Source organism: Duganella radicis (assembly GCF_009720825.1).
GTDB classification, from domain to species: domain Bacteria; phylum Pseudomonadota; class Gammaproteobacteria; order Burkholderiales; family Burkholderiaceae_D; genus Rugamonas; species Rugamonas radicis.
This window is the reverse complement of sequence record NZ_WNKY01000042.1, coordinates 38,020-55,002: the sequence shown is the minus strand read 5'-3', so window position 1 is coordinate 55,002 and position 16,983 is coordinate 38,020. Positions and strand designations below refer to the sequence as shown.

Genomic DNA, 16,983 nt, shown 5'->3' with positions numbered 1-16,983 from the left:
GCCGGCAGACCCGCCGCCACGCGCGCGGCCGCCTGACGGGCCAGTCGATCCACCGCGCGAGCCGCCGTCGCGTGGGCGGCCCGACGATGGCCCGCCGGCATCTGGCGCGCGATCGCGGCCCGGCGATTTCGAATGTTTTTCTGGCGCAATGTAAGTGCCCAGCGATTCACTGCCGCCGGCCGGCCGGGCTTCGACCCTGGCTGGCGTTTTGCCGCCGGCCGGCGCAGCGGCAGGGCGTTTGGCGCCGGCGGCCGGCTTGCCCGCCGCCTTGCCACCGGCGCGTGGTGCGGTTAGCTTCTGCACGGCTGGCGCACTGCCTTTGGGCGCGGTCTCCGGCACGCGGTGATCGGCCTCGAAACCTGCTTCCTCAAAGCGCGGCACGATCTGCCTGGTGAGCGTCTCAATCGCCTTCAGCATGTCCACTTCATCCGCGCATACCAGTGACACCGCCTCGCCCTCCAGGCCTGCGCGGCCGGTACGGCCGATGCGGTGGATGTAATCCTCGGCCACTGTAGGCAAATCAAAGTTCACCACCAGCGGCAGCGCCTCGATATCCAGTCCGCGCGCCGCCACGTCGGTGGCAATCAACAGTTGCACCTCCTTGCGCTTGAAGCGCTCCAGCGCGCGCAGACGTGCAGGCTGCGTCTTGTCGCCATGGATCGCGTCGGCAGTGAGCCCATGCTCCTGCAACTCCTTCACCAGCGCCTCCGCACCCTTGCGCGTCTTGACGAACACCAGCGCCTGTCCCCAACCGAGCTTGCCGAGCAAATGCAGGAACAACTCCGGCTTGCGGCGCTTGTCGGTCGTAACAAGCCACTGCTTGACGGTTTTTACAGCCGTATTCGCCGCCGCCACCTGAATCTGCACCGGATCGCGCAGCAGGCCCTTGGCCAGCCTGCGTATCTCATCCGAGAACGTGGCAGAAAACAGCAAGGTCTGGCGCTGCTTCGGCAAGGCTTCCAGCAAGATATCCAGATCGCGCTCAAAACCCAGATCCAGCATGCGGTCCGCCTCATCCAGCACCAGCGTTTGCAGTAGCGCGAAACTGATCGCGCCCTGATCGTGCAGATCGATCAACCGGCCCGGCGTCGCCACCAGCACATCGAGACCCTTGCGCAGCTTGGCGATCTGCGGCGCGATATCGACGCCGCCGTACGCCACCGCACTGCGCAACGGCAAATTGCCGCCGTAGCTGCGGAAGCTTTCGAAAACCTGCTCGGCCAACTCGCGCGTCGGCACCAGCACCAGCGCGCGCACGCACTGCGGGCCGGTGACGCCATCCAGCGTCAAGCGCTGCAAGATCGGCAGCGCGAAGCCGGCCGTCTTGCCGGTCCCGGTCTGCGCGGCCGCCATCACGTCGCGGCCCGCCAGCACGGCGGGAATGGCTTGCTTCTGAACCGGAGTAGGCTGCTTGTAGCCCAACCCGCCCAGCGTGCGCAATAAAGGATCGATCAGATCCAGTGCTTGAAAAGTCATGTGCAACCTAAAAAAATTAATTGGCCAATGCGGCCGACCACAAAGCCAGAATCTCGCGTACGCGCTGGTCCGGCAGATGCATCAGATTGTCGCCGATGTAAAGCTCGGCCGAGCAGCGCCCGGGCAGGGCCGCATGATTGGCGCCGTTGAACAGCCACACGCTGTGCTCCTCGGCGAAGCGATTGCGTATCTCCAGCGCTCGCTCGCGGCTCACCGGCAAATGCAGATGCAGCATGTTGGCATGCGGTGCCGCCGGATTCGGCGTCAGCAAAGGGAAGTCGCGCAGCGCCTCGTAAAGCCACTGGGTGCGCTTGAAGTAATCCGGCATCGCCGCCAACCGCGCATCGAACTGCATGGCCGCAGCCACCACATACGGCGTGCGCTGATAGAGATTGCCGCCCTGGCGGCGGAACCACTCCTGCGCCTTGGCGACAAACGATGCGCTGCCGGCCAGCATGGCGCCACCCATGCCGCCAATGCCCTTGTACAGCGAAACGTAGACGCTATCGAAGCCGGCCGCGATCTCGCCGACCGGGCGGCCATAGGCGGCAGCGGTTTCCCACAGCCGCGCGCCATCCATGTGCAGGTGAATGCCTTGTTCGCGTGCATAAGCCTTGATGGCACACAGATCCTCCCATTCCGGACACTGGCCGCCGATCTCGCGCGCCGGCAGCTCCAGCGAAACGGCGCCCAGCTTGTCGGGGATCGCCTGCAACTCGCTCAGCGTCCAGGGACGATGCGGATCGCCGATTTGCAGCGCATGGAAATGATCGAACAGCTGATGATTGCCGCGTTCATGCTTGAGAATGTGCGAGGTCGGATGCAGCGCCACCAGCTTGCTGCCGCGCTCCGCGCAAGCGATGCGCAGCGCGGTCGCTTGTGTCATGGTACCGGTGATGCAGAACACAGCCGCGTCAAAGCCGAGCAGGCGCGCGATCTTCTGTTCGAATTCCTGAATCAGCGCTCCGCTGCCGTAGACGTCGTGCGCGATGTCGCGCGCCTGGCACCAGTCGCCCATGGCCGCAAACAATTCAGCGGGCGTGAGGGCGCGATGGCCCGGCAAGTGCTGGCGGCAGCTTTGCTTCAATTCTGCGTCGGTCATGGTGGATTCCTGAAAGGCAGAATGTTACCACTTTAGCCCTGGCTGACGCGGAATCCTGCTGTACGGTAGTGCCGCTCGTAGTCCGGCGACAGGGTGCCCATCATGCGGTCCCAGAACAGGAAGTACCAACTGAAGTTGTAGCGCGCCCGCGCGTGATGAACGTTGTGTGCCGTCGACGTATTGATCCAGCGGCCCAGCCAGTGCCGTGACATCCCCTTTGGGAACAATTCGTAGCCCAGATGGGTGTAGACCGCGTACACAGTATTGATGACACTGAAGGTAAGCACGCTCGCGCCGGTTGTGGGGAGGAGCATCATTATCAGCACGCCCGAGCCGCTGTCCACCAGTGCTTCCAGTGGATGGATCGAGTAGGTGGTCCATGGATTGGTGTGCGTGGAACGGTGATGCGTGAAGTGGAACCATCTGAACAGCCGGCGATGGTGCATCAACCGGTGCGTCCAGTAGAAGTAGGTGTCCTGGATAATCATCGCCAGCAGTATGCTAAGGAAGAAGTAGGGCCAGCCATGCGTCGCGATGCGCTCGTAGTGCTGCGTGTGGCGGCCAAAACCTAATGAGAACAGGATGGGCATGAAGCTGCCGAGGACGACGATGCTGCCCATCGAGGTAAGGAGTTCCCGGCGGATCTGCGCTGTCTCTATCTTTTTCGCCTGGAGCGGAGAGCGTTTGCCGGGCCGGATGCGCCACCAGAGCCATAGCGCGAAGAAGGCGCCGGCGATGATCGCATAATAAAAAGCTGCCCAGCGGAGATTGAACAGAATATTAGGCAACAGGTGCTGAGGCATGGCGTCTCCGTCGGGTCAGGAGACGCAATCATAATTACCGGTGCTTATAGAAAAATTAATGTTCGATGTGGACGTTGTGGAATTGCAGCGCTGCCAGATTGGCGTAGATGCCACCCATTGCCACCAGCGATGCGTGTGTGCCGGTTTCGACGATTTTACCGTCCTCCATCACAATGATGCGGTCCGCGCGCTGCACGGTTGCCAGACGATGCGCGATGATGACGGTGGTGCGGCCGACCATGGCCGCTTCCAGCGCTTTTTGCACCAGCCGTTCCGATTCCGCGTCCAGCGCGCTGGTGGCTTCGTCCAGCAGCAGCAGCGGCGGATTTTTCAGCAGCGCGCGCGCGATGGCGATGCGTTGACGCTGGCCGCCCGACAGGCGCACGCCGCGCTCGCCGAGGAAGGATTGGTAACCTTGCGGCAGGCGCTCGATGAACTCGTGCGCGGCAGCCAGCTTGGCGGCGGCGATCACTTCCTCGTCGGTGGCATCGGCGCGGCCGTAGCGGATGTTCTCCATGGCGTTGGCCGAGAAGATCACCGTGTCCTGGGGCACGATGCCAATCGCGCCGCGCAGCGTGTGCAGGTCCAGCTGCGTGATGTCGACGCCATCGAGCTTGATGCTGCCGCTTTGCGGATCGTAGAAACGCAGGAACAGTTGGAACAGCGTGGTCTTGCCGGCGCCCGACGGGCCGACCACGGCCACGGTTTCACCAGGCTTGATATCAAGCGCGAGGTGGCTCAAAGCGTGGGTTTCAGGACGCGACGGGTAGGAGAACACCACATCGTTCAAGGTCAGCGCCGCGCCGTTGGCCGCGCGCGGCGGCAGCGGCAACGGCGTGGCTGGCGATTGAATCCTCGATTTCACCGACATCAGTTCCAGCAGACGTTCGGTGGCGCCGGCGGCACGCTGCGCTTCGCCCATCACTTCGGACAGCGCGCCGATCGCGCCTGCCGTAATCGAGGCGTACAGGATGAACTGGCCCAGATCGCCGCCAGTCATTTCGCCTGACAGCACGGCGTGCGCGCCCAGCCACAGCACGAACACAATGGCGCCGAACACCAGCACGATGGCCAGCATGGTCAGGATGGAGCGCGCGCGGATGCGGTTCATCGCGGTCTGGAATGCGCTTTCGACCGAGCCGCCGAAGCGTTGTGCTTCCAGGTGTTCGTGTGTGAAGGCCTGCACGGTGGGCATGGCGTTGAGGATTTCGCCGGCCATGGCGGAGGCGTCGGCCACGCGGTCCTGCGAATCGCGCGACAGCTTGCGCACGCGGCGGCCGAACATCACGATCGGCAGTACGGTCAGGATCAGCAGGCCGATGATGATGGCGGACAGTTTAGGGCTGGTCACGAACAGCATCACCAGGCCGCCGATGAACAGCAGCATATTCCGCAGCGCCATCGAGATGCTGGTGCCGACCACCGATTGAATCAGCGTGGTGTCGGTGGTGATGCGCGACAGGACTTCGCCGGTCTGCGTGGTCTCGAAGAATTCCGGGCTTTGCGTGACCACGTGCTTGTAGACCGCGCTGCGGATATCGGCCGTCACGCGCTCGCCCAGCCACGAAACGCTGTAGAAACGGGCCGCCGTCGCCAGCGCGAGGATGGTGGCAAGACCGAACAGCGCCAGGAACACCAGATCAACATGCTGGATGCTGCGCGCGCCGGAACTGCCGAAACCGAGGTCGATCATCTGCTTGAAGGCGGCCGGTATCGCCAGCGTGGCGCCGGCGGCCACCAGCAGCGCGATGCCGGCGATGGCGAAGCGCTTCTTGTACGGTGCGAGGAAGGGCAGCAGGCCGCGCAAGGTGGCCAGGCTGCCTTTTTTCAGTTCTCGGGATGTTGTCGGTGTGGCGGCAGGCATCGTGCTGGCGGTGGTGCTGTTGGTCATTGTCTGGCTGCGGTTGCGTAAATATGCTTATTCTGACGTTTGGTGCTGCGTTATATTGTTCTTACAGTTTCATCGCCCGGACATAGCCGGTCAGTTCCAGATAGGCTCGTCCGGCCGGCTTGCCGTCGCGGCTCAGCGTCACCGCGCCCTCCCAGTACACGGCGCCGGTCGACCGGCGCGAGTCCAGTTCCTGATCGTCCTGCAAAGGCACGATGTCCCACACGGTATTGCCGGTGGTGAGCTGGGTCGCAACGGGATACTCGGCATTGGTGCGGGGCGAACGCCACCGCCTTTGCGGGGTAAATTTGACCTGGTCCGGGGCAAACTGCGTGATCTTACCGGAAGCATCGCGCCATGTCGCGTGCGCCCATAGTTTAGCACCTGTCTTGCCGCGGATCTGGAAAGCCATCATGGCGCCCCCGTCACTGAGGTTGGCGCCGATCCAATCCCACCCGTTGGCGTTGGGATCGACGTATTCGCTGAACCATTCGTGATCGAGCCAGGCCGACCCGGTGACGGCGGCCGGTTTGCCCCTGTGTGTGATATTTCCGCTAACTTGCAGGTGTGGTTCACTGTAATAGTAGCTGGCCTGCCCGGGGCGCGGGCCTTTGCGCGAGTAGCCCCGGTCGTCCTCGGGCAGCACGGCCTGGGTTGGCTTCAGATTCAGGTCGAACTTGAACTGGGCGCTGTCGACGTGGACGGTGTAGCTGCCGTCGGCGCTGCGCAGCATGTGCCAGTCTTCCAGTTTGACGTCGGTGTCGCCGGTCCTGGCGTAGGACAGGCCGAAGCCCTCGCGCGCGCTGCGCTGGTCATGCAGCAGTTTGCCGTTGGCCGGATCGGAGATGGCGGCGTGGCCGATGATCAGCTGCTTGGGCGCGAACTGACTGGGATTGGCGCGGTCATGGCCGGTGGCGCTGCGGAAGAAGGTGACCTGGAAGCCGAGCGGCTTGCCATCCGGCGTATTGATCCAGCCGGTGACGTACCACCATTCGGTTTTGTAGCCGGGATGCGCGCCGTAGTCTTTAGGGAAGGACAGTGCTGCGCCGGGCGGCAGCGGCGTCACCGGCGTGAATTGCGGCCCGGCGGCGTGCGCGAACGCCGACAGCACGATGGTGAAGGCCAATAGCAGGCGGCGCAACATTACCAGTCCTCCCTGACGGCGCGTATCGGTCCGCCGGACAGCGATTGCCGGCCGGCCAGCAGCGCGGTGAGCGCGGCGGCGGCCAGCAGCAGGCCGGCCACGCTGGCGAGCAGCGGCCAGGGCAAATGGAGTTGCATGGTCCAGTGGAATGATTGCGGATTCACGATGAATACCAATATCAGGCTGATGACCCATCCCAGCACGAAGCCGGTGGCGATGCCGAGCGCCGTCAGCGAGCCGCCTTCAATCGCCAATATCGACAGCACCTGCTTGCGCGTGACGCCGACGTGGCGCAGCATGCCGAATTCCTTGGCGCGCGCCAGCGTCTGCGCCGAGAACGTGGCCGCCACGCCAAACAGGCCGATGACGATGGCGATCGCCTCCAGCAGATAGGTGATGGCGAAGCTGCGGTCGAATATTTTCATGCTCATGGCGCGGATCTCGGAGGGTTCGCTGGCTTCCAGCGCGGCGGCGAAGGGCAGGCGTTTCAATGCGGTCAGTGTGTCCTCGGCTTTGGCATCGGGCTTGAGCGAGAGCGCGACGCCGCTGGCTTCCTGATCGCCGGTGATGGCGCGGTAGTCGCTGAGCAGCATCTGGATGGTGCCGGTCGGCCGCGCGTAATCGCGCCAGACGCCGGCCACCTGGAAGGCGTGCATTACGCCGTTGAGCGGCAGCTCGACGCGCTGGCCGACCTGCATGCCGTACAAATCCACCATCGCTTCGGACACCCACACCGGCCTTGCGCCCGGCGCTGGTGCGCGCGCCTCGCCGACGATGGACAGCGTGCGGCTTGGGTTGGCCGGATCGACGTTGCGCGCCATGAGCGTGACAGGCGGGCGATCGGACGCCAGCGAAACGGAGCGGGTGCGCAGGAAGTCGGCATGCGCCACGCCGGGCAGGGCGGCCAGCGTGGCCTGTTGTTCCGGATGCAGGCCGGCGGTGCCGCCGCCGGTGGCCGCGCCGACGTAGATATCGGCCGGCAGGATGTGTTGCAGCCAGTCGTCCAGCGACACACGGAAGCTGGCGACCATGATGGCCATTGCCACCATCAGGCTGAAACTGGACAGCACGCCGCCCAGCGCGATACCGGCCTGGCTGGAGGCATTGGCGAGCCGCGACAAGGTCAGTGTCATGACGGCGGAAGCGCCGGGCTTGCCGGCGGTGGCGGCGCTCCAGCGCTGGTGTGCGTAGCGGAACACGATGGCGGCCAGGCGCGGCATCAGGCCGATGGCGCCGATCAGCAGCAGGGCGATCGAGAGGTAGCCGAATAGCGGCAGCTCGAACACCGGCGGCGCTTGCGACAGCAGCGCGGCCAACGCCATCAGCACCAGCGATGGCCAGGCACGCGAGAGACGCGACATGGCCGCTTCCTCGGTGCCGGATTTCAGCGCGACGGCCGGCTTGGCGCGCGCCGCATCGAGCGCAGGCGCGGCGCAGCCCAGCAGCGCAACCACTACGCCCAGCGCGAAGTAGACAGCGGCGGCCACCGGCGTGAAATGCACTTGCGGGCGCACGCCGGAGAAGAAGCCGGCGCCAAGGTCGGCACCCATGAAGTGCAGCGCGGCGGCCGCCATGCCGTAGCCGGCGGCGATGCCGATGGCGGAACCGGCCACACCGAGGCACAGGCCTTCGATCAATATTTGCCGCAGCAAGCGGTGACGGCCCATGCCCAGCACGCGCAGCAGCGCGAACTGACTGCGGCGGCGGATCACGGACAGGGCCTGCGTGGAGAATACGAGGAAAGCGCCGGTGAACAGCGCCACCAGCGCCAGCACGGTAAGATTGACACGGTAGGCGCGGCTCATCCCTTCGTTGCGGTTGTTCTGTTCTTCGTCGTTGGGCTGGTTGACGCGGAAGCGGCCGGGGTACTGGCGTTGCAGGTCTTGCTGGAGCTGGGCCTTGAAGGCCTCGCGATTGACGCCATCGCGCAGTTTGAGGTCGATGCGCGAGAGCTGGCCGAGTTTTTCGAAGCGCCATTGGGCGGTGCCGATATCCATCGCGGCGATGCGCTGGCCGGCACGTGCGCCCGGCAGCGGGCCGGCTACGCGCAGCTTGAGCTGGTTGGTGCCGACTTGCAGCGTTACCGCGCCGTCAGCCGGTTGCAGCCATTGTTGCGCGGCGGCGGAGAGGAACAGGGCGTCGTCGGCCAGTGTGTCTTCAAGGCGGTCTTCGGCCGGTGTGCCCAGCAGGTCGGGCGAGACGAAGCTGGCGCGGAAGGCGTCGATGCCGAGGATTTTCAGGGCGGTGCGCTGACCGGGGACCGAGGCTTCCAGTTCCAGGACCGGCGACGCAACCACCACGCCTTCGCGCTCGGCCAGCGCCGGGAAGATGGCTTCGTCGAAGAATGGCTCGGCGCCGCGCACCTGGATGTCCGCCACGCCGGACAGGCTTTTCACCGCGGCGGAAAATTCGTTGAAAGCGGCGGCGTTGATCAGGTGGATGGCGAAACCGAGCGAGATGCCGACCGCGATGGCCGCAATCGCCACCAACGCCCGCATCGGGTGGGCGCGCCATTCGCCCAGCAGCAGCCAGCGCGACAAGCGGCGCATCGATGCAGCCGAGCCGTCCGCCGCCCCGCGCGGGGCCGGGCACTCGCCACTGGCGTTGATGGCCCCAAGCGCAGCCTCTCGCGGCGTGCCGGGCGCCTGAGCCGGCGGTGGGCTGGGCGGTGCGTGGTCGGACATCAGTGTGGACACTCCAGTGACATCGCCTCGCCGGCGCGGTGGGCGCGCAGGCGGGCGGCTTCGGTGGCCTGGCCGGTGGCGCGGCGGGCGTCTTCGTCGGCCCAGCGCTTCTTGAGCTTGAGCTGATCGCACTTCTTGCGCTGCGCAGCGGCAGCCTTGGCATCGCGAGCGGCGTCACGCTCTTCGCGTTCCTCGCGCTTGAGACGCGCCTTTTCCAGCGTGTCGGCCTGCTTTTGCTGGCGGCGCAGCGTGGCGCCGGCCGCCGGATCGGGCGAAGGCGCGGCCGGCGCCTCCAGCACCGCGCCGCCGGCGCAGGGTATATCGCTGTAAGTGATCCTGCCATCTACCGTGCATTTGTAGACAGCACCCGCCAACGCAGCAACGATCAGGATATGCATCTCAGCCTCGCTCAAAGGATTTTACCGGGATTCATAATACCCAGCGGGTCCAGCGCGGCTTTGATGGCTCGCATCATATTGAGTTCCACCGGCGATTTGTAGTGCGCCAGCTCGTCGCGCTTCAACGCACCGATCCCGTGTTCGGCCGAAATCGACCCGCCAAACGCCACCACGCTGTCGTGCACCACGCGATTGACCTTGTCCTGATTGACGAGGAAGTCTTCATTGGAAATCCCTGCCGGCGGCGCGACGTTGTAATGCAGGTTGCCATCGCCCAGATGGCCGAAGCACACCAGCTGGCAGCCGGGGAATGCCGCCTCCAGCCGTGGCCCGGTCGCCGCGATAAAGTCGGCGATGCGCGATACCGGCAGCGAAATATCGTGCTTGATGTTCTTGCCCGCCTTGGCCTGCGCCAGCGGGATATGCTCGCGCAGCTGCCACAGGCCGGCCGATTGCGCCACCGACGACGCCACCACCGCGTCCTGAATCACGCCGCGCTCCAGCGCCGCGCCAATCGCATGCTCCAGCAAACCGACCGCATGCGCCTCCGACTCGCTGCTCGACAACTCCAGCAGCACATACTGCGCATACGGTTCGGCGAAAGGCTTGGGCAGTTGCGGGAACTGCCGCGCCACCAGATCGAGACAGAAGCGCGACATCAGCTCAAAGCCCGTCAGGCTGGCGCCACAGTGATCCTGCATCAGCACCAGCAACTGCTGCGCATGGGCAGGCGAGGGCAGGGCGGCCAGCGCCGTGATGCTGGCCTTCGGTTGCGGATACAGCTTGAGCACCGCGCCGGTGATGATGCCCAGCGTGCCCTCGGCGCCGATGAACAGATCGCGCAGGTCGTAGCCGGTATTGTCCTTGCGCAGGCCGCGCAAGCCGCTCCAGATCTCGCCCTGCGGCGTTACCACCTCAAGGCCAAGACACAATTCACGCGTATTCCCATACCGCAGAACCGCCGTGCCGCCCGCGTTGGTGGACAGGTTGCCACCAATGGTGCAGCTGCCTTCCGCCGCCAGCGACAAGGGGAACAAACAACCCTCGGCGGCCGCCGCTTCCTGAATCTGCTGGAGTATGCAGCCCGCATCCACCGTCATGGTGCGGTTGACCGGATCGATCTGGCGCACGCGGTTCAGCCGCGCCAGCGACAGCACCACTTGCGCGCCGCTGGCATCCGGCACGCTGCCCAGCACCAATCCGGTGTTGCCGCCCTGTGGCACCAGGGCCACGCGATGTTCGGCGCAAGCGCGCACCAGCGCCGCCACTTGCTCGACCGAGCCGGGACGCAGCACCGCCAACGCCTTGCCGGTGAAACGTCCACGCCAGTCGGTGAGGAAGGGCGCCATATCGGCTTCCGCGTCCAGCACGCCGGCGTCGCCGACGATGGCGCGGCATTGCGAGAGAAAATCCATCATTTAACCGTGTTGACCTTTACCTTGTCGAGCAGTTCCCTGGCCATCTTTTTGGCGGCACGCTTGTAAGGACGCAGATACAGCACGGCGCACACAAAATACACGCACACAATCGCCGCCTCGCCCCAGCCCAGCCAGGCGGACAGGCTGCCGGTATCGCTCCAGCCGCGCACCACGCCTTCGGCGAAGTACAGCAGGATCATCATCGACGTCCATTGCAGCGTGTAGATATCGCGCTTGTACACGCCATACAGCGGCAGCAGCAGCGGTGCGGCTTTCAGCACCAGCCACGAGCCGCCCGGCTTCAACGGCGCCAGCACCGTCTCCCACAACACACACCAGACAATCAGCGTCACCAGGCTGCCGATCGCGCCCCAGTGAAAATATTTTTGTGCTGTGGTTTCCATGGCGCTTATCCGTTAAGTTTGACTGCTGTTTCAGCCAGGCGCTTGCCCAATGCGATGGCCAGGCGTTTCTCGTCTTCGGTCATGACCTTTTGGCCGTCGAGCCCGGACCAATGGCTGGCGCCGTACGGCGTGCCGCCGCTGGCGGTGGTCATCAGTTCGGGATGGGTGTACGGCAGGCCGAGCACCATCAGACCGTGATGGAACAGCGGGATCATCATCGACAGCAGGGTCGATTCCTGCCCGCCGTGCAGGCTGCCGGTGGAGGTGAACACGCAGGCTGGCTTGCCCGCCAGCGCGCCCGACAGCCACTGGCTGGCGGTGCCGTCCCAGAAATACTTCATGGCCGCCGCCATATTGCCGAAGCGCGTAGGCGAGCCGACGGCGATGCCGGCACATTCGATCAGATCGTCCAGTTCCACGTAAGGCGCGCCATCGGCCGGGACCTCCGGTTCAGTGGCCTCGGCCACGGTGGACACGGCCGGCACGGTGCGCAGGCGCGCGTCGCAACCCGGCACGCTTTCGATCCCCTGCGCGATCAGCTCGGCCAGTTTGCGCGTGGCGCCATGGCGCGAGTAAAACAGTACAAGAATAGTCAGAGAGTTCATCGGCGTTATTATAGGGCGGTTTAGCGGCTGGCATCATTGCCACTGTTGTAATACGATACGCCCCATGATTGAAAAATATACCAAGTGGTTCTTCCAGTACGTCTACCGCAGCTGTAAAAGCGGCTGGGAGACAGCGCGTTCCCTGTCCTGGCCTGAAGTGCGGGACTTGTTCCTGTTTGCCCATCGCCGCCTGCGCGAAGAGAGCTTGCCGCAGGTGGCCGGCAGCCTGACGTTCACCACCGTGTTTGCGCTGGTGCCGCTGCTGACCATCGCGCTGGCGATCTTCACCACCTTCCCGCTGTTTAACACCTTCCGTACTTCGCTGGAGGCGTACTTCGTGCAGAGCGTGATGCCGAAGTCCATCTCCAGCAACATCCTCAACTACCTGACCATGTTCGCCTCCAAGGCCACGCGCCTGTCGGCGGTGGGCGCGGTGACGCTGATCGTGACATCGATCGCGATGATGAACCTGATCGAGCGCGTGTTCAACCGCATCTGGCGCGTGCGCGGTGAACGTGCCTGGACCCGGCGCATTCTGGTTTACTGGGCCCTGATCACGCTGGGGCCTTTGCTGATCGGCGTGTCGCTGACCTTGTCCTCGCAGGTGTTCATGGCCACCAGCGACCTGGTTGGCCACGTGCCGATACTGGGCACGCTGATCTACACCACGCTGTCGCTGGCGCTGACCACGGCCACCTTCACGCTGCTGTACGTGGCGGTGCCGAACCGCGACGTCGACTGGCACGATGCCGCATGGGGCGGTCTGGTGGCCGGCCTGGCGTTTGAAGTGGCCAAGCGCGGCTTCGCCATCTTCATCACCCAGTTCCCGACTTATTCCAAGATTTACGGCGCGCTGGCGGCGGTGCCGCTGTTCCTGCTGTGGGTTTATCTATCGTGGCTGATCACCCTGTTCGGCGCCTTGCTGGTGGCCGCGCTGCCGGTGGTGAAGTACGAGCGCTGGTGGCACGAGGCGCAACCGGGCGGCGAGTTTGTCGACGCGATGGCGATCCTGAAGGTGCTGCACGTGGCCTGCAAATGCGGCGACACGGCGCTGGTCAGCGCGGTGCGGATCCGCGAGCGCACGCGCCTGGGCTTCGATGAAATGGACAATCTGCTGGAACGCATGATGGCGGAAGGCTGGGTGGGGCGGGTGCCGGTGGCCACGCAGCCGCGCGTCCAGTGGGGCAAGCGTGTGAGCGAGGGCGCGGACAACTGGGTCATCCTCGCCAATGTCGACAAGCTGACGCTGGCCGACGTGTATCGCCTGTTCGTCTTCGCCGGCATGCCGCTCAACGCCGGCGTGGTGGCGGACGGCGACGATGAGCGCGACCTGCAAGCCGCGCGCGAGGCCGCGGCGCTGGCGCGCGAAGTGGAAACGGCGGTGGAGGCGGGCCTGGGCAAGACCCTGGCCGCGCATTTCGGGCCTATCGACTGCCGATAAAGTCGAGCAGCGCGTGGTTGACGGCGTCCGCCTGCTCGGACATCAGCGCATGGCCGGCCGGCAGCGTGAGGCTTTGCGCGTGGGCGATGGCGCCGCCCAGGCGGGCGGCGGATTTGGGCGGCGTCATGACGTCGTTGGCGCCGAAAATGAACAGGGTGGGGCAGCGCACCGCTGCTGCTGCGGCGTCGCCGTTGTCGTAGGCATTGCAGGCCGCGAGGTCGGTGTGCAGCAGCTGCTTTCCCGCGAGGCGCAGCATCATCTGCCGCAGCGGTTCGGTATCCGCGTAACCCGGGCTGTGCGACCATTTGGTCACCATGCCGATGGCGCGCTGCTCGTCGTCGCGTGCGGTGTCCAGCAGCGCGTCGGCCACCTTCATCGGATAGGTGGAGCCTAGCAGCGCCAGATGCGTGATGCGCCGCGGCGCGCGTGCCGCCGCTTCCAGCGCGATCAGGGACCCCATGCTGTGACCGACCAGCGCCGCTTGCGATACGCCAGCCGCGTCGAGCTTCGCCAGCAGCCAGGCGGCCATCGCGTCGACGCTGGCCAGCGCGGGGCCGTCGACGCCGTGGCCCGGCAAATCCAGCGCCAATACCGGGTAGCCATGGGCCTCGAAATGGCGGCTTTGCGCGCGCCATACGGCATGGTCGTTTAACGCGCCATGGACGAATACCACGGTGGACTTTTGCATGTCAGGCTCCTTTCGACAACAATGTTGTGTTTTGCTTATCCGTAGCGCTGGCTTTTTCGCCGGGCATAGGCTACATTCGCTACAAGGCTAGAACAACTAGAAATCCCATTCACAGAGCATATATCAGCGGACAGGACGGCCCAAAATGAAAGTCTCCGAAATTCTCCAAGTTAAAGGTTCCATCCTCTACACCATCTCCCCAGACCAACCGCTGGCGGATGCCGCCAACACCATGGCCGAAAAGGACATCGGTTCGCTGGTGGTGATGGAATTTGGCGACCTGGTAGGCATGCTGACCTTCCGCGAAGTGCTGCGCGCGCTGCACGAAAACCACGGCAACGTGGGCGCCGGCACGGTGCGCAAGCACATGGAAGACCACCCGATCACCGTGACGCCGGACACCGACGTCAACGAAGTGCGCCGCATCATGCTGGAAAAACACGCGCGCTACCTGCCGGTAATGAACGCCAAGACCATCCTTGGCGTGATCTCGTTCTACGACGTGGCGCGCGCGGTGCTGGAAGCGCAAAGCTTCGAGAACCGCATGCTGAAAGCCTACATCCGCGACTGGCCGGCCGAGGCCGAGCAGGCGGCGGATTAAGCGGCTGAATGAGAAACGCCACCCGAGGGTGGCGTTTTCGTTTGGGCGTGCCGCGTTTCAGGCCGCGCCCTCCAGCGCATCGTTGCTCAGCCAGCTGTTCAGGGCGGTGGCGGTCATCGGGCGGGCGAACAGGAAGCCCTGCGCCAGCGGGCAGCCCAGCGATTGCAGGATTTGCGCCTGACGCTCGTCTTCCACGCCTTCGGCGATCACCGCCAGGCCGAGGTTGCGGCCCAGCTGTATCACCATCTCGGCGATGCTGCTGCCGCGCGCCGAGCCGGTGATTTCGGTGACGAAGGCGCGGTCGATCTTCAGGCGGTCGATCTGCAAGCGCTGCAAGTAGGACAGCGAGGAGAAACCGGTGCCAAAGTCGTCGATGGCGATGCTGACGCCGGTCTGCTTGATCTGGGCCAGCATCTTGATCAGCATGTCCGGCTCTTCCATGGCCATCGATTCGGTGATTTCCAGCTCGATGTTCTGCGGCGGCGCGCCGGTGTCCTCGAGCGCCTTGCGCAGCATGTCGAGGAAGTGCGGATGGCGGAACTGCACCTGCGAGACGTTGATCGACATCATGAAGTCATGGTGGCCGGCTGCGCGCAGATCGACCAGCTCGCGGCAGGCGGTGCGCATCACCCATTCGCCCAGTTCGATGATCAGGCCGGAATACTCGGCGATCGGGATGAAGCGGTCCGGCGAGATGAATTTGCCGTCCGGCGTCTGCCAGCGCAGCAGCGCCTCGGCGCCCATCGGCCGGCGCGTGGCCAGGTCGATCTGCGGCTGGTACACCACGAACAGCTGGTTCTGGCCGAACGCCGTGCGCAGCGCATGCATCATGCGCACCCGTTCGCGGATCTCCACGCCCATCGAGCGCGAGAAGTAGAAGTGGCCGGCGCGCTGCTGCGATTTGGCGCGCTTCAGGGCGATGTCGGCGTCCTTGAGCGCATCGGCGCCGCTGCCCTCGTGCTCGCACAGGCGCACCAGGCCGAGCGTGGCCGACAGCTGCACGTCCTGGCCGTCGATGCTGAAGGCGCGCTGGAACAGCGCCAGGATGCTGCCCGGATTGACCTGCGCCGAATCGCCCAGCACGCAGAAGATGTCGCCGCCGATGCGGGCCACGGTCAGCTGGCCGCCCAACTCGGTTTGCAGGCGGCCGGCCACCGCCACCAGCAGCATGTCGCCGAACTGGTGGCCGAGGGCGTCGTTGGTTTCGGCAAAGTGGTCGAGGTCGACCAGCGACAGGGTGGCCTCGTCGCGCGCCGGCCCGGCCAGGGCGGCGTCGAGGATTTCCACCAGCCGGGTGCGGTTCGGCAGCTTGGACAGCTGGTCGTAGAAGGCGGCGTTGTGCAGATGCGAGACCAGTTCCACGTTGTCCAGTCCCACCGCGACGTTGCTGCAAAACACTTCCAGCAGGCGCTCGTCGATCTCGCTGGTGGCGCGCTTGAGTTCCAGGAAGGCGACAAAGTCGCGGCTGGCCTTGCCGGCGAAGTACAGCACCACGTAATCCGGGCCGTAGACGTTGCGCCGCTGCGCCAGCGCCTGCTCCAGGGCGTCGTGGATGCGCTGGTCCTCGCGCACGGTCAGGGTGATGTTGTCGAGGTGGCGGTAGGTGCCGGCGGTGGCCATCACCATCAGTTCGTGGCAGCCGCTGTCCGGGCATTCCTGCACGCACAGCACGCCGTTGGCCTCCTGGCCCAGCAGGTCGCCGATCTGCGCCAGCACGCCGGCGGCAAAGTTCTGCACGCCGTGCAGGGCCATCAGCTGGGTGCTGGCGTGGACGATCTGGTTCAGGCCGCGGCGGCTGTCGTTGATCTTGCGGATTTGCTCGTAGGAACGAATCGCCGCCGTCACGGTGGTGAACAGCTTGATGCGGGTCAGTTCGGACTTGGTCTTGTAATCGTTGATGTCGAAATCGCGGATGGCGTCGATTTCAGGGGCGTAGCCCGGCTGGCCGGTGCGCAGGATGATGCGCACGTCGTGCAGTTGCAGGGTTTCACGGATGTAGCGCACCAGGTGCAGGCCGGCGTCGTCCTGCTCCATCACCACGTCCAGCAGGATGACAGCGATTTCACGCTCGTGCTTGAGCAACTCGCGCGCTTGCCCAGCCGAATACGCGTGCACGAATTCGAGCGGGCGATGTTGCATGTCGAGGTTGCCGAGCGCAAAGGTGGTGGTCGAGTGGACGTCTTCGTCGTCGTCGATAATCATGACCCGCCAAACATTGCGCGCGCCCGTCGACGCAGGCGCAGCCGGATGCTCTTCTAAGAATACCAAATCGTCTTGATCATCCTTGGACTGCTCAAGGGGTGAAACCGGTGGGGGCATGTGTAGCTTCTC

At 64.8% G+C, this 16,983-nt stretch carries 14 protein-coding genes; 2 read left to right on the top strand and 12 right to left on the bottom strand.

What is annotated here, in order from left to right; translation table 11 throughout:
- The 10 genes from GM676_RS25275 to wrbA form a co-directional block, all read right to left on the bottom strand.
- Positions 1-1,476 (bottom strand): DEAD/DEAH box helicase (locus tag GM676_RS25275; RefSeq protein WP_211923291.1); only part of this gene is annotated, 1,476 nt, incomplete at its 3' end.
- A 16-nt stretch (positions 1,477-1,492) separates the two neighbouring features.
- Positions 1,493-2,578 carry a threonine aldolase family protein gene (locus GM676_RS25270; protein WP_155466974.1) on the bottom strand — a complete coding sequence of 362 codons (1,086 nt, stop codon included), beginning with the start codon at positions 2,576-2,578 and terminating at the stop codon, positions 1,493-1,495.
- A gap of 32 nt (positions 2,579-2,610) precedes the next feature.
- A complete protein-coding gene (locus GM676_RS25265; RefSeq protein WP_155466973.1) occupies positions 2,611-3,381 on the bottom strand; it encodes a sterol desaturase family protein in 771 nt (256 codons plus the stop codon).
- Positions 3,382-3,436: 55 nt separating this feature from the next.
- Positions 3,437-5,272: an ABC transporter transmembrane domain-containing protein gene (locus GM676_RS25260; protein WP_155466972.1), complete on the bottom strand. Its 1,836-nt coding sequence runs from the start codon at positions 5,270-5,272 to the stop codon at positions 3,437-3,439.
- Positions 5,273-5,333: 61 nt separating this feature from the next.
- Positions 5,334-6,413 (bottom strand): lipocalin-like domain-containing protein, encoded by a 1,080-nt coding sequence (locus tag GM676_RS25255; RefSeq protein WP_155466971.1) that lies wholly within the window; start codon positions 6,411-6,413, stop codon positions 5,334-5,336.
- Complete coding sequence (locus tag GM676_RS25250) at positions 6,413-8,962, bottom strand: FtsX-like permease family protein (RefSeq protein WP_155466976.1); 2,550 nt, start codon at positions 8,960-8,962, stop codon at positions 6,413-6,415. The genes GM676_RS25255 and GM676_RS25250 overlap by 1 nt, the downstream gene beginning before the upstream one ends.
- A 134-nt stretch (positions 8,963-9,096) precedes the next feature.
- On the bottom strand, positions 9,097-9,495 hold the full coding sequence (locus GM676_RS25245) for a DUF4124 domain-containing protein (protein WP_155466970.1): 399 nt from the start codon (positions 9,493-9,495) through the stop codon (positions 9,097-9,099).
- A gap of 11 nt (positions 9,496-9,506) precedes the next feature.
- Positions 9,507-10,913: an FAD-binding oxidoreductase gene (locus GM676_RS25240; protein WP_155466969.1), complete on the bottom strand. Its 1,407-nt coding sequence runs from the start codon at positions 10,911-10,913 to the stop codon at positions 9,507-9,509.
- A complete protein-coding gene (locus GM676_RS25235) occupies positions 10,910-11,317 on the bottom strand; it encodes a DUF2069 domain-containing protein (protein ID WP_155466968.1) in 408 nt (135 codons plus the stop codon). Before GM676_RS25235 ends, GM676_RS25240 begins: the two co-directional genes overlap by 4 nt.
- A 5-nt stretch (positions 11,318-11,322) precedes the next feature.
- A complete protein-coding gene (gene wrbA / locus GM676_RS25230) occupies positions 11,323-11,922 on the bottom strand; it encodes an NAD(P)H:quinone oxidoreductase (protein ID WP_155466967.1) in 600 nt (199 codons plus the stop codon).
- A 64-nt stretch (positions 11,923-11,986) separates the two neighbouring features.
- Here wrbA and GM676_RS25225 point away from each other — a divergent pair, with 64 nt between their 5' ends.
- Complete coding sequence (locus GM676_RS25225) at positions 11,987-13,363, top strand: YihY family inner membrane protein (protein ID WP_155466966.1); 1,377 nt, start codon at positions 11,987-11,989, stop codon at positions 13,361-13,363.
- Here the strand turns inward: GM676_RS25225 and GM676_RS25220 are convergent.
- Positions 13,347-14,051 (bottom strand): alpha/beta fold hydrolase, encoded by a 705-nt coding sequence (locus GM676_RS25220; protein WP_155466965.1) that lies wholly within the window; start codon positions 14,049-14,051, stop codon positions 13,347-13,349. The genes GM676_RS25225 and GM676_RS25220 overlap by 17 nt on opposite strands.
- Before the next feature lie 145 nt (positions 14,052-14,196).
- On the opposite strand from GM676_RS25220, the gene GM676_RS25215 reads away from it, so the two are divergent.
- A complete protein-coding gene (locus GM676_RS25215) occupies positions 14,197-14,652 on the top strand; it encodes a CBS domain-containing protein (protein ID WP_155466964.1) in 456 nt (151 codons plus the stop codon).
- A gap of 57 nt (positions 14,653-14,709) precedes the next feature.
- Here GM676_RS25215 and GM676_RS25210 read toward each other — a convergent pair whose 3' ends face one another.
- Positions 14,710-16,971: a putative bifunctional diguanylate cyclase/phosphodiesterase gene (locus GM676_RS25210; protein ID WP_155466963.1), complete on the bottom strand. Its 2,262-nt coding sequence runs from the start codon at positions 16,969-16,971 to the stop codon at positions 14,710-14,712.
- Positions 16,972-16,983 lie beyond the last annotated feature (12 nt).